The following is a 20,304-nucleotide window of genomic DNA, read 5'->3' as shown; positions in this document are numbered from 1 at the left end:
CTGTGAAGAGATTCGCTGCAGTAGTGTCGTATGACGGGACCGATTTCTTCGGTTTTCAGAATCAGCCGGATATGCGAACTGTACAGGGTATCTTCGAAGAAGCTCTGGAAAGAATTCACAAGTTCAGAGTCTCGAGTCAGGGAGCCGGTCGAACAGACACGGGAGTTCACGGCTATGGTCAGGTAATCGCTTTTGATTCTAACCTTGATAGATTGGATGCTCCAACAATGAAAGCTGCGCTCAACGCGAATCTTCCGGCGGACGTGTATGTTAGAAAAGTGTATGAAGTAGCGGAGAATTTCAGCCCAAGGTTTGCTGCGAAGAAGAGGATCTATCACTATTACATTCTCAATTCAAGCGAACCGGACATCTTCAGAAGAAGGTTTGTCTGGTGGTTCCCGTATACTCTGGATATTGAATCGATGCGGAGAGCAGGGAGTCGACTTCTTGGAGAACACAACTTTACTGCTTTCAGGACTGGCAGAGATGACAGAAATCCAATAAGGACCGTTTCAGCCATTAGAATTGTCAGGACGAGCCCTCGTCTTATACTCATTAGGGTCGAGGGAGTCTCCTTTCTCAAGAGAATGGTAAGGAATATCGTCGGTACGCTTGTGAAAGTTGGCACCGGGAGCACTTCTGAAGAAGCCGTTTCTGAATTCCTTTCTTCACAGGATAGATCAATGCTTCCAGGAACTGCCCCTCCTCAGGGACTTGTATTCTACAAAGCGGTGTTTGATGAGTTTGAAACGTAGACTTGATGAACTATTGTTTGGGCTTGGGCTGTCTGAGAGTAGAACGAAAGCAGCAGAACTGATCAGGAGCGGAAAAGTTACTGTAGATGGTATGATTGTTCTTAAGCCGGGTTACAAGGTGGATTCTGACAGAGAAATAGTTGCCTCGAATTCCTTCATGCCGGTAGGGCGAGGGTATTACAAACTGAAGAAAGCTATCGATGAGTTCAGAATAAAACCCGAAGGTAAGAGAGTAATTGATGTTGGTGCATCAACCGGTGGCTTTGCACAACTTCTGCTGGATAAGGGTGCAGCCAGTGTGATTTGTGTAGATGTTGGGAAAGACCAGATCAGTAACAAACTTAGAGAGGACAGCAGAATCTTGTCAGTTGAGTCAACTGACAAAAGAGATTTCTCTATTGTGTAGTTGGGGGCGAAGTTGATCTATTGACCGCGGACTTATCATTTATCTCTACAGCAGGTTTGGCAGAGCTCTTTAGGATGTTTCTGAAAGACAACGGAGAAGCGGTGGTCCTAATAAAGCCACAATTTGAAGTTGGTCCGGGTGTTGTTAAGAAGGGATTGGTGCGCTCACGTACGGCTCATCGCGAAGTTATAGAAGTATTTGTAAAGGCTTTTGTTAGTAGCGGCATGTTTCCCGTAGGAATAACGTTTTCTCCAATCAAAGGCAAGAGAGGTAACATCGAGTATCTTCTCTATTCGGTTGCTGGGGAGACATTTGTTGAGTTAGACTATGACTATTTGATTGAGAAGGCTTTCGCGTTTTTCGATCGGGATAGCAACCAATTGGTTTGAAGGGAGGGAAAACCCCGGTTCACATGAGTGATCCGGGAGAGCTTGAAATCCTTACTCGTTTTTATGCTGGTGCTTGTTTCTTTTTCCGCATTAATGGCACAAGATATTTTCGATTTCGTTCCTGAAGATGTCGGCTATTTTCTCATTCTTCGTGGGTTGAGATCAACTATGGAAGTTCTCAGGGACAGCACCAATTTTTTCGGTGCCTATCTCGGGGATGATGGGTTCGGTGCTGAACGAGCCTTTTATGGGATAATCGATGCTGCCGGATACAATGCGGAGGTCGATACGAGTTTTCTTAAGAACGCTTTGAATAATGACATTCTTCTCGTTGGCGAAGGTATCGATCTCTCTCTTGATGATCTGCTGATGTTTGATCCGTTTTATCTCCTTGAGAAACTGAAGCTCACCAGGAACAGAGTTTTCATAGCTTGGCGAACCTCTAATTCCTTTCAGTTATTGAAAGCTACGGCGGCCCTTCTGGATATGGCAATATTCGTTCAACCTGGAGAGACAGTTAACGAGTTGAGGAGCAGTACAGGAACTCTCTTCTACAATGCCGCAGATGACTACCTAATAATCGGCGGTAATAAAGAGGCTGTTACTCTGGCTTTGAAGACTTATGCTGGAGAAGGTGGTAGGTTACTGGAGTCAAACGGTAAAGGCAGAGAGGTTGCGGAGAAGAGTTATGACTTCACTCTTGCCGGTTATATTGATGGAGACCGATTCCAGCTTGATCTGGGACTTGAGTCTACCTTTTCAATCGAGAATACAGTGGTTTTTGCTCGTCCGGAAGGACATACACTTACAGCTACGATCGTTCAGGATACGATGTTTGTGGACAGTGAAGAGCTTCAGAAGATGATTTCCTTGTCTGATGCCAAGGAGGTAGAGGCATCAAAGGCAACTCTTGGTGACTACACGGTTTTCTTTCCTTGCTCATCTGTAGAGACCTTGAGGAAGGAGCTCGCTCACTGGTTTGAGCTTGATCTCGAACCTTACAGAGAACTTGCGGATTTTGTCGTCCTTCTCTCGAGAGAAAGCACAGGAAATACAAGGATATATGGTGATTTGGTCTCTGAGACTCCGAGAGTAACAGCAGTGTTTACTAACAGAAGCTCGGATACCGAAAGACTCGAAGGACCGCTCAAAGAGTGGGGTGCGGTTCAGTCCTCGTACAGGGGCAACCGTATCTACGAACTTGAGAATGATTTCGATACTATATATTTCATTTTCTCAGCCGAGACAACCGTGCTCACTTCGCTTACACCCGACGAATACTACAGATTGCTTTCTAATGCAGAGATTTTGAGTAGTAACACAAGTTACGAATTTGTCAGAAGATTGGGCATGGGCAACGATCTCGTGCATGCATTTATTGACATGAAGAAGGTTTTTAGGTCTCTCATGGGGATTTCAGTAGATAGCGCTCTCCTCTACCAGCAAACCTTCGTTGAAAACGGTAATATGATTCACGCGCTACGTTTCTATTGAGGTGATTTGATGGGGATTTTCTCGAAGATATTCGACAAAAACAAAATGCTTCTCAAGAAGTATTCAAAAACAGTTGAAAAGATAAATGAATTAGAGCGAGAGGTCAGTAAGTACGATCGACTAGATTTCATGAAGAAAACTGAGGAATTCAAAGCCAGGATTGACGAGGGCCAGTCGCTTGAGTCTGTTCTGCCGGAGGCCTTTGCGCTTGCAAGAGAAGCTGCCAAGAGGACAGTGAAGATGAGACCCTTTGACGTGCAGCTTATGGGTGCTCTTTCTCTAAACGAAGGCAAGATCGCAGAAATGAAAACCGGTGAAGGAAAAACTCTTGTGGCAACGATGCCCCTGTATCTAAATGCTCTGTCAGGTAAGGGTTGTCATCTCGCAACTGTGAACGATTACCTTGCAAAAAGGGATGCGGGATGGATGGGGCCGGTTTATGAGTATCTTGGGTTGCAAGCCGGGTTCATCCAAGCAGCAATGGAGCCTATGGAGAGAAAAAAAGCCTATGATTGCGATATAACTTATGGAACTGCAAATGAGTTTGGTTTTGACTACTTGAGAGACAATCTTGTCTACTCTCTCGAGAACAAAGTTCAGAGAGGCCACAACTACGTGATTGTAGATGAGGCCGATTCAATCCTCATAGATGAGGCGAGAACGCCACTGATCATCTCTGGTCCCGCTCAGGACTCGTCAAGTCTGTATAGACAGTTCGCCTTCTTTGCAAAGCGATTTCAGGCCGAAAAAGATTTTGTTGTTGACGAAAAGGACAGAACGGTGACCCTTACAGATGAAGGAATAGAAAAGGCTGAGAAGCTTCTTCAAATAGAAAATCTTTACGACCCCAGTAATTATGACTACATCTTCCATCTTTTGAATGCTTTGAAGGCTATGATTTTCTACAGACGAGAAGTTGATTATCTTGTTACTAATGAAGGTGAAGTTGTCATTGTTGACGAGTTCACCGGCAGGTTACTCCCTGGAAGAAGGTACTCTGAGGGTCTTCATCAGGCCATAGAAGCCAAAGAAAACGTGCAGATAAGACAGGAATCAGTCACTTTCGCAACTATTACCTTTCAGAATTACTTCAAGCTCTATGAAAAGGTATCGGGAATGACCGGTACGGCCGCGACTGAAGAATCCGAGTTCATTTCTATGTATAATACTCCGGTCGCCGTTATTCCGACGAACAAGAGAGTAATTAGGCTGGATAAAGAAGATGCAATCTATAAGACAAGGGAAGAGAAAAACGAAGCGATCATTGATGAGATCGCTCAACGATATGAGAAGGGACAGCCAGTGCTTGTTGGTACTACTTCAATAGAAAAGAGTGAGCTCCTGAGCAAAATGCTGCAGAAAAAGGGAGTTCCTCATGAAGTCTTAAATGCAAAATACCATGAGAGAGAAGCAGAAATCGTGGCTAATGCAGGTGAGCGAAAAACCGTTACTATAGCCACTAATATGGCCGGGAGAGGAACTGACATAAAACTTGGTGATGGGGTTGTGGAACTTGGAGGACTGTACGTTCTTGGAACGGAGCGGCACGAGAGCAGAAGAATTGACAATCAGCTAGTTGGCAGATCAGGTAGACAGGGCGACCCAGGAGAGTCAAGATTCTTCCTCTCTACTGAAGATGATCTTCTTCGACTGTTCGGTGGTGAACGAATGCAATCGATTATGAATACCCTCAAGATCGAAAAAGGTCAACCAATAGAGCATTCGCTTCTAAGCAGGATTATTTCGTCTGCTCAAAAAAAGATTGAGGGAATGCATTTCGAGATCAGGAGACGCCTTTACGAGCTAGATTCGGTTATTGATCAGCAGAGGAGCGCCATATATGCTCACCGCAACTGGGTATTGAAGGGTGAAGAGATCGATTCGAATGTCTTTGAGATTATTGAAGATGTAGTTGATAGAAGACTGTCGGGACTTGAGCAGCTTCCTTCTTTTGAAGATATTAAAGTCTCCTTCAGTTTCCTGCCTGCGGGGGACATTGAGCGGCTCAAGGGTATTAAGAACGTCGAGGAGCTTAGAAACGTAACCTTGTCGCTACTGCAGGAGATTTATGCCGAAAAGAAGGCTTCATTTGGAGATGAGTTCCCTCAGGTGATGAAGTACATTATGCTAAGGATGATCGATGAGAGATGGAGAAGACACCTAGAATCTATTGAGCACCTCAAAGACTCGGTGGGTTTAAGAGCTTACGGTCAGAAAGATCCTGTGATAGAATTCAAGAAAGAGTCTTTCATTCTTTTTCAGCAGTTGACCGATTCTCTTTATGATGACATTGCCAGTGCCATAGTCAGAATAGTTAGAGTCGATAGTGATAAGGCCAAGCAAAACGCCGACAAGGAATTCAGAAGTCTTCAAGCTATGCACTCCGATTTCAGTGGAGTTGGAGGAGAAAAAAAGGCAGACACTGGCGGCAAGAAGAAGGGTACAAAAAGGTTCAAGGTTAAACGTTAGTCCGGAGGTGTAACTTGATTAGCTATGAAACAAACTTGAGAATTCAAGAGCTGAGGGAGAAATTCGATTCAATAAGAGAGACTCTTGATCTCGAGAAGATAGATGAGAAACTGAAGGATATCGAAAAAAGGATGAGTGATCCCTCAATATGGAACGACCAAAAAGAGGCTTCCAAGCTGGGAATAGATGCGCAGTCGTTCCGCGGAATCCTTGGTCTTCTAAGGGATGTGGAAGAGGAGTTTGAAAGCATTGACATTGCTATTGAGCTATCGGGAGAAGACGAAAGCTTCGTCAAGAACGTTGAAGAGCTCGTAAGATCGGCAGAAAAGAAGGTCAGGGAGTTTGAGCTAACGATCCTCCTAAGCGGAAAGTACGATAATAACAACTGTTTTATGTCAATTCACCCAGGTGCCGGAGGAACCGAGTCTCAGGACTGGGCGTCAATGCTAATGAGAATGTACATGAGATGGGCCGAAGGAAATGGATACAGAATAACTATAGTCGATGAACTGCCTGGAGATGAGGCAGGAATCAAGAGTGTAACCCTGAATTTAGCTGGTCCATATGCCTATGGAAAACTCAAGTTTGAGGCGGGTGTCCACAGGCTAGTAAGGATTTCTCCATTTGATGCAAATCATAGAAGACACACTTCTTTTGCTTCTGTTAGTGTCTTTCCCGAGATGGATGAAGTACCGGAAATCGAGATAAAGCCTGAAGACCTCAAGGTCGATACATACAGATCCGGTGGTGCCGGTGGCCAACATGTGAACAAAACAGACTCTGCCGTTAGAATTACTCATCTTCCAACAGGAATAGTTGTTGCATGTCAGACGGAAAGGTCTCAGCACCAAAACAAGGCAAATGCAATGAAGATGCTCTACGCAAAGTTATTTGAAATCGAGATAGAGAAAAAGCGTAACGAGAAACTCAAGCTAATGGGTGATCAAAAAGATATTTCATGGGGAAATCAGATAAGATCATACGTATTCCAGCCTTACACAATGGTTAAAGACCACAGAACAGATGCGGAGACCGGCGACATTCAATCTGTCATGAATGGTGAGATAGACGAATTCATTGAGAAGGAACTGCTTTTCTTCTCATCAATTGAAAAATCTCTCGAATGAATATCGCTATGAGTTTGACTTTGGCTATAGAAAAATGTTATTATTCTTTTGAGCGGAGTGAATTCAGTGTCCAGGCAATATGATGAACACCACAGGAGCGTTATGGTTCACGAAGCGCTCCATTATTTGCTTGGTGGACGTATTGAGGGTACCTATCTTGATTGTACCGCTGGAGAGGGTGGTCACATAAAGGCAATACTGAAGGCCACCAACGGTCAGGCAAGAGTCATTGGACTGGATGTAGACCGTGAGGTTCTGGATTTAGCGGAGCAGAATCTCGAAGAATACCGGGGCAAGTTCAGACTATTCAATTCTTCTTACGTTGATTTCGAAGCAGTATTAAGGCAGGCAGGCGTTGAAAGGGTAGACGGAGTTTTGTTGGATGTTGGTACTTCCACTTTTCAGCTGAAGTCTAAAGGAAGAGGGTTTTCGTACGAACTGGACGAACCGCTCGATATGCGTATGGATCTCTCAACTAAGATTACAGCAGCAGATGTTGTGAACAGCTACAGCGAAAGTGAACTGTCGAGGATCATCTTTGAGTATGGTGACGAGAAGAGATTCGCCAGAAGAATAGCGAAATGCATAGTTAACAGAAGACCTTTATCTACTACTAGAGAGTTGCACGATGCAGTGAAAGCAGCAATGCCACCGGCCGAAAGGTACAAGAGGAAAAGACATTTCGCGACAAAGACGTTTCAAGCGATAAGAATTGTAGTTAACAAGGAATTAGAGAACATCGAAGGTGTCCTGAGAAGCATTCCCGGTTTTCTTAAGCAAGGCGGTAGGATCGTTTTTATTTCATTTCATTCTTTGGAAGACGGCATAGCAAAAAGGGTATTCAGGGAGAAATCGGACTCAGAGTTGAAGATCCTTACGAAGAAACCCATACAGCCGTCACAAGAAGAAGTAGAACTCAATCTAAGAGCAAGAAGTGCAAGGTTGAGGGCAGCGGAGCGGATTTGAAGGGAGGAACATCTCGTGCAATCCATAACAGCGAAGCGGAAATCGCTGGCGCGTGAAGGCGGCAAAGCCTTAGCGAACAGTGAAGTATGGGGTTTGTTTGGTTTTCTGCAAGTTCTTGTGATTTTTCTTTCACTGGCAGTTTCAATTGCTCTCCCGTTCTATTTTGGCAATGAAGTTGATAAAATTACAGAGGTGGCGACGAATAGAGAGCAGAGCATCACAGTCATGAAGTCTCGACTAGGAGATGTCTCTAGGGAAATTTCATATTTACAGACGGTTGTTGGGGTGAGAGCAGAAAAGTAGAACTTTGTCGAGGTGGATCTTAAATCAAGAGACTGGCTAGCAGAGTTACACTGTTGTATGTTCTTCTTATACTTTGTGTGGGAGTCTTCGCGGTAAGAGCGGGGTATATCTCCCTGTTTACTGAACCGGATTTGCCGGTGGTGCTCGGAGTAAACAAGATTCCTGCTCTGAGAGGCTCTATCTACGATTCAAGAGGCAGACTTCTAGCTAGTGATTCACTGATCTATGAAGCATGGCTTGATCTTGGGTATCTACGACTTGCGACTTCGTCCGATCAAGTGGATCGTGTTCTCAAGAATGTTGAGCTTTCTTTCGGCATTTCTTATGAGAAACTTCAGGAAAATCTTCAGAGCACAAAGAGTTTTCTCCTTCTTGGCACTGCGCCGACTAACGATGAGATGCAACGAAGAATTACACCAATAACAAGACGGTATATCTCCCTGGAAATGCAGAGGGAGAGATTGAGTTTTGGAGAATATGGTTTAGATAGGATAATCGGTAAGCTTGACAAGGGCGGGGTTCCGCTTAATGGTATAGAGCTAAGCTACAACGAGCATCTTTCAGGCAAAGAGGACGGTTTGATAAGGAGGACGCTCACAAGTGCTTGGAGAGAAGAACCAACAAATGGCGATGACATATATCTCTCGATTGACATAGACATTCAGAAAATGGTATACGAAGAACTAATGACAACCGTCGAGAAGAACATGGCAGACGGTGGAGTTGCGCTCCTCATAGAGAGCAAGACGGGAAAGATACTGGCTTATGCAGGTGCCTACGACTGGGACGTTGGATTGATGGGAATCTTTGAACCAGGTTCAACAATAAAACCGTTGATCTACTCATTGGCGTTGCAAAGCGGATCCATTACAGAAACCATGACTTTTCAATGCACTGGAAGGATCCAGCCTGTTCCTGGACTCGACATAGTTATCAGAGATGTAGAGGGCGAACGACACGGTGTTCAGACTTTCAGGGAGGCAATCATCAATTCATGCAACGTTGCTACGGTTCAGGTGGGTGGGAAGATACTTAATACTCTTGGTAAGGAGGAAATGTACAATCAGTTAAGAAATATTGGGTTTGGTAGGCTCTCAGGAGTAGATCTTCCTGGCGAGACTCCCGGAATTCTACCCAGGGCAAAGGATTGGTCGCTGATTTCTCCCTACCAGTTCCCAATAGGTCAGGGTCTCGGGGTTAACATATTCCAGATGGTAAAAGCTCTCAATGTCTTTCCTTCAGGGGGGCAATTCATTACTCCAACGTTTGTCAGAGCCATAAGGAGCGGCGAGGGGCTGACAAACATTCCTAAGAAAGTTGATGGGACTCTGTTTTCCCCAGAACTAGTTTCAACCATGCTTCCAATACTTGAGAGCGTAGTGATCGAGGGAACCGGCACAATGGCCAGAGTTGATGGAATCAGAATAGCCGGGAAGACCGGAACTGCTCAAAAGGCTGGACCGGGAGGGTATAACGAAGAGACTTATTATTCGCTTTTCTACGGTTTCTTTCCTGTTGAAAATCCGACATACACTTTATATATAATGATAGATACACCAAAGGCAGGCGCTTACTACGGAGGATTCGTAGCGGCTCCGATGTTTGCTTCAATTGTGAGAAATCTATACGGGATAGGTGTTGAAAAAGAGATCTACGAAGGTGTTTACAGCTGGAAGATGCCCGATCTAGGAGGATACTCACTACTAGATGTAAGAGAAATTGCGGAGATCTATGGGGTCGACAAGATAGTAATTCACGGCTCGGGTTGTGTCATAAGCCAGTACCCGGAGATAGGCCAGCCTGTTGAAGATAGATTTGAAGTTTGGTTAGGAGAATTAAGCTATGATATACGAGATAACGGGGGACAGTGAGGTTCTGAAAGACTTCTTCATTCGAGAGAGAGCAACGGGTTTTTTCCACATAAGCGAAGATATGCCTGACAAGAACGTTAAGTTCAGGACGGCGGTTTCAACCGTGGGGATGTTCGGACCGAAACCTGTGAAGCTCTCCAAATTCGATGTTTGGAAGAAAGAGGAGAGGAAGGCCGTTGAGGCGTTGATTTCTTCCTTAGGCGAGGAGATCGATGTTTTCATCGAGGGACGTTTGGACATAGATGTTGAGTCAGAAAAGCACATCTTCGTTCTTCCTAAGCCGTGGGAAGACGACAAGTGGCAGTTGCACACTATGAAAATTGCCAAACTTACCGGAAAAACGATCTCTAGGGCTGCGGCTGAGGCCATTTTAAGCAGAGTGGGAAAGAAAGAATTCAGAATCCTCCGTGAACTCGAAAAATTATCCGTACTCTCTCCCGAAATAGATGAGAAAACTGTTGAGAAGTTTATCGATTTCGATATCGCTACAGAGGTTGAATTCCTTGCGGTTTGCTTCCTGAGTAATGATGAGAGTTTTCTTAGCTTCGCCAAGGAATCATCGGTTCCATTTACTTACTTCTCCTCGGTACTGGCTAAGCTTGCTATTGATTTGGGCACGATACTGGAGAAGAGAAAAGGACGAACAGGTGTGACTTGGACGGAGATAAAAGATATCTCTAGTTCGACTGGTATAGCTAGTGCAAGAGTTGCAAAACTTCTGGGGTACAGTTTTTCAAACATGAGAGAGAAGAGAGTAAATCTCAGCCTTTTGCATTCTAAGTTGTTTCTGAAGAATCTAATCGTCTTTCTTCAAGAGCTCGATGAATCAATAAAGAATGGGCAATCAAATCAGCAACTTTCGTTTTTTCAGTTAGTCGGAGAATCTTCAAACTTGAAGTAACTCTTAGGTAACATTTTCTACCTGAAACATCCCGTTCAGCTAGCTTCAATTGACAGTACCACCAGCGCATTGTACAATTGCTTTCGGCAAAATGCTTATAAGGAGGCGAATCGCAACCAGATGCCCACTATAAATCAATTGATAAGACACGGAAGGAAACAGTTGAAGCAGAAGTCTGCTTCTCCGGCTCTTGAAAACAATCCTCAGAAGCGAGGAGTCTGTGTAAGGGTCTCTACAATGACACCTAAGAAGCCGAACTCAGCTCTGAGGAAAATCGCGAGAGTACGTCTCTCAAATGGGACAGAAGTAACGGCCTACATTCCTGGTGAAGGTCACAACCTGCAGGAGCATTCCGTAGTTCTTGTAAGAGGTGGAAGAGTGAAGGACCTTCCTGGCGTAAGATACAAGATAGTGAGAGGTACTTTAGACGCTGAAGGTGTAGCGAACAGGAAGCAGTCGAGAAGTCGATATGGCGCCAAGAGGCCGAAGAAATAAGGAGGCAGTTCTAGATGAGAAGACGTCAGTCTGAGAAGAGAGAAGTAGTACTTGATCCAATCTACAATGACGCAGTAGTAACAAGATTAATCAACAAGATAATGATTGGTGGAAAGAAGAGCAAGGCAGAAGCAGCGGTATATGGAGCACTCGAAGCTCTCTCCGAGAGAACTAAGCAGCCCCCGATGGAGGCATTTAAGAAAGCTCTCAACAACGTGAAACCTCTTTTGGAAGTAAGGCCAAGAAGAGTTGGGGGGTCTACATATCAGATACCTTTCGAAGTTCCTGAAAGACGTGCAGTTGCGCTTGCGATAAGATGGATAGTAACATCCGCTAGGTCGAAGTCGGGCAAACCACTCAAAGAGAAGCTCGCTTTGGAACTTGTTGACGCATACAATGGACAGGGAAACGCCGTTAAGAAGAGAGAAGACGTGCACAGAATGGCGGAGGCTGGAAAGGCTTACGCTCATTTCAGATGGTAGAGGCAGTTCGGCAGGAGGAAGGATAGTGAAAGAGAGAGTCACGACCCTAGAAAAGACCCGAAACATAGGAATAATGGCCCATATAGACGCGGGTAAGACAACTACCACCGAGCGTATTCTCTTCTATACTGGGAAAAATTACAAACTCGGTAGTGTTGACGAAGGTACCGCAACAATGGATTGGATGGACCAGGAGAAGGAAAGAGGCATCACTATCACTTCTGCAGCAACTACAGCATTTTGGAAGGATTATCGGATTAATATTATTGATACACCCGGGCACGTTGACTTTACGGTTGAGGTTGAAAGATCGTTGAGGGTTCTTGACGGCGCCGTTGCCGTGTTTGACGCTCAGGCTGGAGTTGAGCCGCAGTCCGAGACAGTTTGGAGACAGGCAGACAAATATCATGTTCCTAGAATTGCCTTCATGAACAAGATGGATAAAATCGGAGCTGATTTTAAGGCAGCAGTTGATTCCATGATTGCTAAATTGAAGGCCAACCCCGTGGCAATTCAGCTCCCAATTGGTTCTGAGTCAAACTTCGAAGGCGTTATTGACCTTGTCGAGATGAAAGCGTTTCGATGGACTAACCAAGACGGGACGGAATACGAAGTCTCAGTAATACCAGAGAGTATGCTGAACGAGGTGGAAGAGGCTCGCGAAGATCTGGTTACTCACGTCGCTGAGTTTGACGAAGAACTCATGGAGTTATATATAGAGGGTAAGGATCTTCCGTCAGATAGAATGAAAGCGGCAATAAGGAAAGCTACTCTTGCGGGACTATTGACTCCGGTTCTCTGTGGATCTGCCTTTAAGAACAAGGGGATTCAGCTGCTGCTCGATGCTGTTGTCGATTACCTGCCATCGCCGAAGGATCTACCCCCCGTAATAGGAGAGTTAATTGACAGTGGAAATGAAATTGAGGTTCACCCGGACGAGAGCGGACCCTTTGTTGCATTGGCTTTCAAGATAATGGTTGATCCATTTGTTGGAAAATTGACCTTTTTAAGGGTGTATTCAGGTTCTCTAGAGAAGGGATCATACGTAATTAACGCAAACAAGAACGTCAAGGAGAGGATTTCCAGACTACTATTCATGCATGCAGATAAGAGAGAAGAGGTTGACTATATACGTGCCGGGGATATAGTTGCAGTCGTTGGTTTAAAGAATACCATGACCGGAGAAACAGTGGGTCATGCTAATGAAAAGATTATCCTGGAGAAGATCGAGTTTCCGGAACCTGTAATCTCGATTGCGATAGAACCACAGACTAAAGATGATGCTTCTAAGCTGAGTAAAGCGCTTTTTGCTCTCGTAGAGGAGGATCCTTCCCTTAGGAGTTATGTTGACACGGAGACGGGAGAGACGATCTTGTCGGGAATGGGGGAACTTCATCTTGAGGTAATTGTTGAGAGAATCAAGAGAGAGTTTAACGTTGGCCTAAGGGTTGGAAACCCACAGGTCGCTTATCGAGAGACAATAAGAGCGAAAGCCATTGGTGAAGCGAAGTATATAAGACAGACCGGTGGCAAGGGTCAATACGGGCATGTGATCTTAAGTGTTGAGCCCATCACTGACAAGAATTCCAACTTCGTTTTTGAAGACAGTACGGTCGGCGGAACAATTCCGAGGGAGTTCATAAAGCCTGTTGAGCGTGGAGTCAGAGAAGCGATGAATTCGGGATTTCTTGCTGGTTACCCTATGGTCAACGTGAAAGTTTGTTTGCTGGACGGTTCTTACCACGAAGTGGATTCTTCGGAGATTGCTTTTAGTATTGCTGGATCGATGGCCTTCAAAGAAGCTGTACGCAAAGCGAGTCCTTCTTTGCTTGAACCGATAATGGCTGTAGAGATTAATACGCCTGAAGAATATATGGGAGACTTGATTGCTGATCTGAATTCCAGGCGAGCCAAGATTGAGGGTTTCGAGACCAGGGCTGGTCTCAAGATTATTAAGGCTCACGTTCCTCTTTCCGAGCTTTTCGGTTATGCGACGGTTTGCAGATCCCTCTCGCAGGGAAGAGCAATCCACATTATTCAGTTCTCCCACTATTCGGAAGTTCCAGTGAAAATTGCAGATAAGATTCTTGGAAGATAGAGATCCCAAATAAGTTTTTGGAGGAGGGAAACCATGGCTAAGGAAAAATTTGAACGTTCAAAACCACATCTTAACATCGGTACGATTGGACACATTGACCACGGTAAGACTACTCTTACTGCGGCAATTACAAAGAGTCTGGCATTTAAGGGTCTTGCTGACTTCTCCCCGTTTGACTCAATTGACAAGGCGCCGGAGGAAAAAGCAAGAGGAATCACAATCAACGTTGCTCATATCGAGTACCAGACTGACAAAAGGCATTACGCCCACATCGACTGTCCAGGTCACGCTGACTATATCAAGAACATGATCACCGGAGCCGCTCAGATGGATGGGGCTATTCTTGTTGTCGCTGCTACTGACGGTGTCATGCCTCAGACAAGAGAACACGTTCTCCTTGCGAGACAGGTCAACGTTCCCGCAATGGTGGTGTACATAAACAAGGTTGACGCGGTCGACGACGAAGAATTGGTCGAATTGGTTGAGGAAGAAGTAAGAGAGCTTCTATCTTCCTACGAGTTCCCTGGCGACGAGCTTCCCGTGATCAAGGGCTCTGCGCTGAAGGCACTTGAAGCAGAAAGTCCAAATGAATGGACAGAGAGCATATACGAGCTGATGAATGCCTGCGACGATTACTTCCCGGACCCTGTCAGAGAAACTGACAAGCCCTTCCTTATGCCGGTGGAGGATATCTTTACCATTACAGGAAGAGGAACGGTAGTTACTGGAAGAATTGAGCGCGGAGCTGTTCATGTCGGCGATGAAGTTGAGATAATTGGACTCTCTTATGAGACGAAGAAGACAGTATGTACCGGTGTGGAAATGTTCAGAAAACTCCTTGACGAAGGGCAGGCCGGCGACAATATCGGGGCACTTCTGAGAGGTGTGGCAAAGGAAGAAGTCAAGAGAGGGCAGGTACTTGCAAAACCAGGATCAATAACACCTCACAAGAAATTCACGGCAAACGTCTATGTTCTGAAGAAGGAAGAAGGCGGACGCCATTCTCCGTTCACAAAGGGTTACAGGCCTCAGTTCTTCATTAAGACAGCAGACGTTACTGGAGAAATCGCGGATCTTCCCGAGGGTGTCGAAATGGTTATTCCTGGCGATAACGTTGAAATGACTATCCAGCTTATCTACCCCGTTGCGATTGAAAAGGGTTTGAGATTTGCAATCCGTGAGGGTGGCAGGACAGTTGGCGCCGGAGTCGTCAGCTCAATAATTGAGTGATTAACGGTCTTTTCAGGAGAAGGGGGAGTAATCTCCCTTCCCTGTTAACAGAAGGAGGGAACATTTAGGCATGGCCAAGCAAAAAATCAGGATTCGCTTGAAGGCTTACGATCATAAACTGCTTGACTTGTCGGCCAAGAAAATTGTCGAAGCTGTAAAGCTCACCAATGCCAAGGTATCGGGTCCGGTGCCATTGCCAACGGAGAGGACGCTCTACACTGTTCTAACTTCGCCACACAAGTTTAAGGATGCAAGAGAGCAGTTTGAGAAGCTAGTTCATAAGAGGTTGATTGAGATACTAGATCCTACACCAAAGACGATAGATTCTCTTATGAAAGTCGACCTCCCCGCGGGTGTAGACGTGGAGATTAAACTGTAAAGAGACTTCGGAGGTGTGATAGATGAAAGGTATATTGGGTAGAAAACTCGGTATGACAACTATATACAAAGATGGAAAAGCCTTCGGAGTTACCGTAGTGAAAGCCGGTCCATGTACAGTAGTACAGAAAAAGACGAGTGAAGGTGGCGAATACGACGCCGTTCAAGTTGGATTCGAGGAGCTTACACCGGAAAGAGCAAAGAAAATACTGACAAAGCCGCTGGTGAAAAAGTTTGAAGCAGCAAAGGTCAAACCACATAGAGTTCTCAAAGAGTTCAAGTTTGGTAACGTCAATGACTTCAATGTTGGTGATATCATAGAAGTTGGCGTCTTTTCTGAAGGCGAGAAGGTAGATGTGACTGGATTTTCGAAGGGGAGAGGTTTTTCCGGCGCGATGAAGAGATGGAACTTCAGAGGCGGAGAGGCTTCTCATGGTTCGAAATTCCACAGAGAGCTAGGTTCAGTAGGTAACCACACTGATCCGGCGAAGATCTGGAAGGGCAAGAAGATGCCCGGTCAGTACGGTAACGAAAAGAAGACAGTAAAGAATCTAACCGTAGTAAAAGTCGATGCAGAGAATGGACTCTTAGCCATTTATGGCGCAGTTCCAGGAGCGAGGGGCGGCCTCTTAATAATCAAGAGCGCAAACAGATAGCCCCGAAAATGTGTTGGAAGGAGGACGCAACAATGGCTCAAGCCGACGTTGTGAATGTGGCCGGCCAGAAAGTTGGCACAGTAGAACTGAGTGAAAGCGTTTTTAACGTTGAACCTAACAAGGATCTGATGTACAGATACGTTAATATGCAGCTTTCAGGCAGACGTGCCGGACTGGCTTCGGCGAAGACAAGATCAGAGGTTAGGGGCGGGGGAAGAAAACCCTGGGCCCAGAAACACACAGGAAGAGCAAGAGTCGGTTCAACCAGAAGTCCACTCTGGAGGCACGGTGGAGTGATTCATGGACCGAAGCCAAAAGACTGGTCGTTCAATATGACCAAGAAAATGAAGAAGGTTGCGCTACGATCAGTTCTAAGTATCAGACTCAATGAAGGCAATTTAATTGTGTTGGATGATCTCAAATTCGACAAACCAAAGACGAAGCAGCTCAGGGAGGTCTTGAGTAACCTTGGACTCGATAAGTCGCAGAAGACGCTCTTCGTTCTGCCGTGGCAGAAGGATGAGTATCAGAACGTTAGACTCTCCGGGAAAAACATCTATGGCGTGAAGGTAATAATCGCAGACAATCCCGGAAATACAGCCGTCACCAGTAAGGCGAATATCGACGGGCTTAACGTCTACGACATAGTAAATCATGAAAAGCTTGTGATCACTACTGATCTTGTTCGTAAGATCGAGGAGGTGCTCGGGTAATGACTGAAATGAAGTATTACGGAGACGTTCTCCTCAGACCGTTGATCACCGAAAAGACAGTTGCTTCTGGTGAATTGAACAAGTACATTTTTGAGGTACATAGAGATGCCAATAAGCAGACAGTCAAAGACGCCGTTGAGAAGCTTTTCAATGTGAAGGTTAAACAGGTAAATATCATGAACATTAAGGGAAAACCAAAGAAGCGCGGTGTCTTTGTTGGCAAGTCGAGGTCCTGGAAGAAAGCAATCGTTACGCTTGTGACTGGATACAGGATTAAAGAACTCGAAGGCCAACACTAAGGCGAGGTGATATGACATGGCATTGAGAAAGTTTAATCCCGTCACCAAAAGCAGAAGGTCTATGCTTCTTCCAGACTTCAAGGAAGTTACAAAGACTGAACCGGAAAAGTCTCTTCTGGAGCCAATCAACAAGAACGCGGGTAGAAACCATCATGGAAGGATAACTGTTAGACATCAGGGTGGCGGAACCAAAAAACGTTACAGGGTTATCGATTTCAAGAGAGACAAGATAGGTATTCCTGCGAAAGTCGTATCGATAGAGTATGACCCGAACAGAACGGCGAGGATTGCTCTTCTCCAATACATCGACGGTGAGAAGAGATACATGCTGGCACCGAAGGGTTTGAAGGTCGGAGATGGTATTCAGAACGGCGACCAGGCTGAGATTTCAGTTGGAAATTCAATGCCACTGGAGCGAATACCGGTCGGCACAATCGTGCATAACGTTGAGTTTGTACCAGGCAAGGGCGGCCAGATTGCGAGAGCTGCGGGTACCTACGCACAGCTAATGGCAAAAGAGGGAAGATACGCTCTTCTTAGGATGCCGTCTGGTGAGTTGAGAAGAGTAGTTGTGAAATGCATGGCAACTATCGGCATGGTCGGAAATGAAGAACACTCGAATGAGGTCCATGGGAAAGCAGGTAGAAAGAGATGGCTTGGAGTTAGACCGTCGGTCAGAGGCATGACGATGAACCCGGTCGATCACCCGATGGGTGGAGGAGAAGGGCGTTCTAAGGGACACCTTCCCCAGAGCCCCTGGGGACAGCCAGCCAGAGGTTACAAAACGAGGAAGAACAAGAAGCCTTCAGATAACCTCATAGTGAAGCGCAGGAACCAGAATTGATCAGGGGGTGTAGTTGAAGATGTCGAGATCTAAGAAGAAAGGCCCATACGTACACCCGAGTCTCTTGAAAAAGATTAGAGAGCTGAATGAAAAGGGAGAAAAGAAACCCATAAAGACTTGGAGCAGGGCGTCCATGATTCTTCCTGAAATGATCGGACACACAATAGCTGTCTACAACGGGATGAAGCATATACCTGTTTACATTTCAGAGAATATGATTGGTCACAGACTGGGTGAGTTCTCTCCCACCAGGAGGTTCGGTGGGCATGCCGATAAGAAAAGCAAGAAGGGTGAAGTAAGATGAGGGAGGGTGCTGAGATGGCGCAGGCTACGCAGAGAGATAAGCGTTCCGTTTTCCATAGGAAGCGCAAAGAAGCAGCAGCAGCAACTCCTGTCACTCAGGCAAAGGCAGTTGCGAAGTTTGTCAGAATCTCCCCTAGAAAGGCGAGATCAGTTGTCAACGCAATAAGAAATAAGGAAGTGGGCGAGGCTTTTCAGATTCTAGAGTTCTCACCAAAAAAGGCCTCCCGTTTGGTTTACAAAGTTCTGCGCTCTGCAGTAGCAAATGCAGAGAACAATTTCGGACTGAATATTGATAGTCTCTATGTTGAAAAAGCTGTAGTTGATGACGGTCCGAGAATGAAGCGATTGTGGCCGCGAGGTAGAGGAAGAGCAGATATTCAGCAGAAAAGATTTAGCCACATAACCGTTGTTGTAGCAAACCGCGAAGAAACTAGCAATCCTCAGGAGTGAGGTGACATAAGTGGGTCAGAAGGTACATCCTTATGGATTCAGGCTTGGTGTAAGTAAAGATTGGAAAGCCCGATGGATTAACGAGAGGAACTACAAAGAATATCTACTCGAAGATCTTAAGATAAGGGACTTTCTTAAGAAGAATTACATGGCTGCCGGAGTTTCCGACATTTACATCGAAAGGCCGGAGCCAGGTAAGGTGGTTATTACCATCAAGTGCGCCAGACCTGGTGTGATGATTGGAAAGAAAGGCAGTGAAGTGAAGCTGCTAAGGCAGCGGCTGGAGAAGCTTATAACCAGGCAGTTCCAGCTGAATATCGAAGAAGTGAAAACACCCGAGACCGATGCGATTCTTGTTGCTGAGGATATTGCGTCAAGAATTGAGAAGAGAGCTTCTTATAAGAGAGCCATGAAGAGAGCGATATTCACTGCAATGAGAAAGGGAGCTAAAGGTATCAAGATAATGGTTTCCGGAAGACTGAACGGAGCTGATATTGCCAGGACAGAGTGGTACCTGGAAGGAAGACTTCCTCTCCAGACCCTCAGAGCTGATCTGGACTACGGTTACACCACAGCCTTTACTAAGATGGGAATAATCGGAGTGAAGGTATGGATCTACAAAGGCGACGTACAGGTGTAATTGCAAGAGGGGAGGTAGTTCATAATGTTAATGCCCAAAAGGGTAAAATACAGGAAGCAACAAAGAGGTAAGATGAACGGCAAGGCAAAAGGCGGGACTATCGTTCACTTTGGTGAATGGGGAATAAAGGCTCTCGAACCACACTGGATAACTGCTCAGCAGATCGAGTCCTGCCGAATTGCGATTACGAGAACACTTAAGAGGAATGGTAATCTCTGGATTCGAATCTTTCCTGACAAACCTATTACATCAAAAGGTATTGGCGTGAGAATGGGGAAGGGAAAGGGAGATGTCGAAGGCTGGGTAGCTGTCGTCAAGCCAGGGAAGATCATGTTCGAAATAGGAGGAGTGCCTGACCAGCTTGCGAAAGAGGCTCTCGAAAAAGCTGCTTCGAAGTTACCTATCAGAACAAAGATAGTACCGAGGTATCAGATAGGAGGTGAGCTCTGATGAAAGCAGTCGAACTTCAAAAGTTCACAGATGAAGAACTCACTCAGATGCTCGAAGATTCAAAAAGAAAGCTGATGGACCTCAGGTTCCAGCTGGAAATGAACAGGTTGAAGAACCATTCCCAGATAACTGTAGTAAAGCGCGACATAGCCAGGATAAAGACTATCCTTCGCGGTCGTGAGCTGGGGATAAGGAGGTAGTCCGCCATGCCAAGAAAGACACTAGTAGGAACGGTAGTAAGTGACAAGATGGATAAAACGATTGTAGTAAGTGTAACAAGAACGCATATACATCCCTTCTATGGGAAGACGATGAAAACTACTAAGAAGTATCACGCAGATGATCCAGAAGGTCTTGCTGGAATGGGCGATACAGTTGAAATTGAAGAGTGCAGACCCCTTAGCAAGATGAAGAAGTTCAAACTCGTTAAGGTTCTCAAGAAGGATATCTACACGGGAGAAATTCCCGAAACTCCCGAGACCGTTGAAGGTTCCGGAGGTGACCAGAAATGATTCAGTCTGAATCTTACCTGAAGGTCGCCGACAATTCCGGTGCGAGAATGATTAAGGTCATTCAGGTTACCGG

25 protein-coding genes and 1 pseudogene are annotated in these 20,304 nt (G+C 45.5%); all 26 read left to right on the top strand.

The annotated features are described in order from the left end of the window. Nucleotides 1-2 precede the first annotated feature (2 nt). Complete coding sequence (truA, locus tag B3K91_RS02095) at nt 3-755, top strand: tRNA pseudouridine(38-40) synthase TruA (RefSeq protein ID WP_292592641.1); 753 nt, start codon at nt 3-5, stop codon at nt 753-755. Continuing rightward, nucleotides 745-1,161 (top strand): SAM-dependent methyltransferase, encoded by a 417-nt coding sequence (locus B3K91_RS02090; RefSeq protein ID WP_292593914.1) that lies wholly within the window; start codon nt 745-747, stop codon nt 1,159-1,161. Before truA ends, B3K91_RS02090 begins: the two co-directional genes overlap by 11 nt. Nucleotides 1,162-1,175: 14 nt before the next feature. Beyond that, nucleotides 1,176-1,550: pseudogene (locus B3K91_RS02085) on the top strand (SAM-dependent methyltransferase); the annotation flags it as partial. A gap of 42 nt (nt 1,551-1,592) precedes the next feature. Then, nucleotides 1,593-3,044 (top strand): hypothetical protein, encoded by a 1,452-nt coding sequence (locus tag B3K91_RS02080; RefSeq protein ID WP_292592635.1) that lies wholly within the window; start codon nt 1,593-1,595, stop codon nt 3,042-3,044. A 9-nt stretch (nt 3,045-3,053) separates the two neighbouring features. Continuing rightward, on the top strand, nt 3,054-5,513 hold the full coding sequence (gene secA, locus B3K91_RS02075; protein ID WP_292592633.1) for a preprotein translocase subunit SecA: 2,460 nt from the start codon (nt 3,054-3,056) through the stop codon (nt 5,511-5,513). Between the two features lie 14 nt (nt 5,514-5,527). After that, entirely contained in the window at nt 5,528-6,640 is a 1,113-nt protein-coding gene (gene prfB / locus B3K91_RS02070) for a peptide chain release factor 2 (RefSeq protein WP_214061070.1), read from the top strand. A gap of 66 nt (nt 6,641-6,706) precedes the next feature. After that, nucleotides 6,707-7,606, top strand: coding sequence for a 16S rRNA (cytosine(1402)-N(4))-methyltransferase RsmH (rsmH, locus tag B3K91_RS02065; RefSeq protein ID WP_292592630.1), 900 nt, complete (start codon nt 6,707-6,709; stop codon nt 7,604-7,606). Between the two features lie 15 nt (nt 7,607-7,621). Further along, nucleotides 7,622-7,909: a hypothetical protein gene (locus B3K91_RS02060; protein ID WP_214078144.1), complete on the top strand. Its 288-nt coding sequence runs from the start codon at nt 7,622-7,624 to the stop codon at nt 7,907-7,909. 53 nt (nt 7,910-7,962) lie between these two features. Beyond that, on the top strand, nt 7,963-9,780 hold the full coding sequence (locus B3K91_RS02055; protein ID WP_292587898.1) for a penicillin-binding transpeptidase domain-containing protein: 1,818 nt from the start codon (nt 7,963-7,965) through the stop codon (nt 9,778-9,780). Continuing rightward, the gene (locus B3K91_RS02050) at nt 9,752-10,681 is read left to right on the top strand and encodes a DNA polymerase III subunit delta (protein ID WP_214078145.1); all 930 of its coding nucleotides are present in this window, start codon (nt 9,752-9,754) and stop codon (nt 10,679-10,681) included. Before B3K91_RS02055 ends, B3K91_RS02050 begins: the two co-directional genes overlap by 29 nt. Nucleotides 10,682-10,801: 120 nt before the next feature. Then, nucleotides 10,802-11,176, top strand: coding sequence for a 30S ribosomal protein S12 (gene rpsL, locus B3K91_RS02045; protein WP_006492338.1), 375 nt, complete (start codon nt 10,802-10,804; stop codon nt 11,174-11,176). Nucleotides 11,177-11,190: 14 nt separating this feature from the next. Next, nucleotides 11,191-11,658: a 30S ribosomal protein S7 gene (gene rpsG, locus B3K91_RS02040; RefSeq protein ID WP_214061067.1), complete on the top strand. Its 468-nt coding sequence runs from the start codon at nt 11,191-11,193 to the stop codon at nt 11,656-11,658. Nucleotides 11,659-11,683: 25 nt separating this feature from the next. Further along, nucleotides 11,684-13,756 carry an elongation factor G gene (fusA, locus tag B3K91_RS02035; protein WP_292593912.1) on the top strand — a complete coding sequence of 691 codons (2,073 nt, stop codon included), beginning with the start codon at nt 11,684-11,686 and terminating at the stop codon, nt 13,754-13,756. Between the two features lie 33 nt (nt 13,757-13,789). After that, nucleotides 13,790-14,986 (top strand): elongation factor Tu, encoded by a 1,197-nt coding sequence (gene tuf / locus B3K91_RS02030; RefSeq protein WP_214078148.1) that lies wholly within the window; start codon nt 13,790-13,792, stop codon nt 14,984-14,986. A 70-nt stretch (nt 14,987-15,056) separates the two neighbouring features. After that, nucleotides 15,057-15,365 (top strand): 30S ribosomal protein S10, encoded by a 309-nt coding sequence (gene rpsJ, locus B3K91_RS02025; protein ID WP_006492343.1) that lies wholly within the window; start codon nt 15,057-15,059, stop codon nt 15,363-15,365. Between the two features lie 22 nt (nt 15,366-15,387). Continuing rightward, a complete protein-coding gene (gene rplC, locus B3K91_RS02020) occupies nt 15,388-16,020 on the top strand; it encodes a 50S ribosomal protein L3 (protein ID WP_099828908.1) in 633 nt (210 codons plus the stop codon). 32 nt (nt 16,021-16,052) lie between these two features. Further along, nucleotides 16,053-16,733, top strand: coding sequence for a 50S ribosomal protein L4 (gene rplD, locus B3K91_RS02015; protein WP_292592619.1), 681 nt, complete (start codon nt 16,053-16,055; stop codon nt 16,731-16,733). Further along, nucleotides 16,733-17,032 (top strand): 50S ribosomal protein L23, encoded by a 300-nt coding sequence (gene rplW / locus B3K91_RS02010; RefSeq protein WP_214060617.1) that lies wholly within the window; start codon nt 16,733-16,735, stop codon nt 17,030-17,032. Before rplD ends, rplW begins: the two co-directional genes overlap by 1 nt. A gap of 16 nt (nt 17,033-17,048) precedes the next feature. Next, nucleotides 17,049-17,876, top strand: a complete 828-nt coding sequence (gene rplB, locus B3K91_RS02005; RefSeq protein ID WP_214060616.1) for a 50S ribosomal protein L2 — start codon at nt 17,049-17,051, stop codon at nt 17,874-17,876. Nucleotides 17,877-17,895: 19 nt separating this feature from the next. Further along, nucleotides 17,896-18,180: a 30S ribosomal protein S19 gene (rpsS, locus tag B3K91_RS02000; RefSeq protein ID WP_039882973.1), complete on the top strand. Its 285-nt coding sequence runs from the start codon at nt 17,896-17,898 to the stop codon at nt 18,178-18,180. 14 nt (nt 18,181-18,194) lie between these two features. Further along, a complete protein-coding gene (gene rplV / locus B3K91_RS01995; RefSeq protein ID WP_292589200.1) occupies nt 18,195-18,629 on the top strand; it encodes a 50S ribosomal protein L22 in 435 nt (144 codons plus the stop codon). A 10-nt stretch (nt 18,630-18,639) separates the two neighbouring features. Further along, the gene (rpsC, locus tag B3K91_RS01990) at nt 18,640-19,269 is read left to right on the top strand and encodes a 30S ribosomal protein S3 (protein ID WP_099828912.1); all 630 of its coding nucleotides are present in this window, start codon (nt 18,640-18,642) and stop codon (nt 19,267-19,269) included. Between the two features lie 24 nt (nt 19,270-19,293). Continuing rightward, complete coding sequence (rplP, locus tag B3K91_RS01985) at nt 19,294-19,719, top strand: 50S ribosomal protein L16 (RefSeq protein WP_006492352.1); 426 nt, start codon at nt 19,294-19,296, stop codon at nt 19,717-19,719. Next, complete coding sequence (gene rpmC / locus B3K91_RS01980) at nt 19,719-19,919, top strand: 50S ribosomal protein L29 (RefSeq protein WP_099772028.1); 201 nt, start codon at nt 19,719-19,721, stop codon at nt 19,917-19,919. Before rplP ends, rpmC begins: the two co-directional genes overlap by 1 nt. A 6-nt stretch (nt 19,920-19,925) precedes the next feature. Then, nucleotides 19,926-20,231: a 30S ribosomal protein S17 gene (gene rpsQ / locus B3K91_RS01975; RefSeq protein WP_099772029.1), complete on the top strand. Its 306-nt coding sequence runs from the start codon at nt 19,926-19,928 to the stop codon at nt 20,229-20,231. Next, nucleotides 20,228-20,304 (top strand): uL14 family ribosomal protein (locus B3K91_RS01970; RefSeq protein WP_292593921.1); only part of this gene is annotated, 77 nt, incomplete at its 3' end. The genes rpsQ and B3K91_RS01970, both read left to right, overlap by 4 nt.

The organism is Mesotoga sp. UBA5847, assembly GCF_002432735.1.
Taxonomy (GTDB): domain Bacteria; phylum Thermotogota; class Thermotogae; order Petrotogales; family Kosmotogaceae; genus Mesotoga.
The sequence above is the reverse complement of the archived record's forward strand: the minus strand, read 5'-3'. Positions and strand labels throughout refer to the sequence as shown.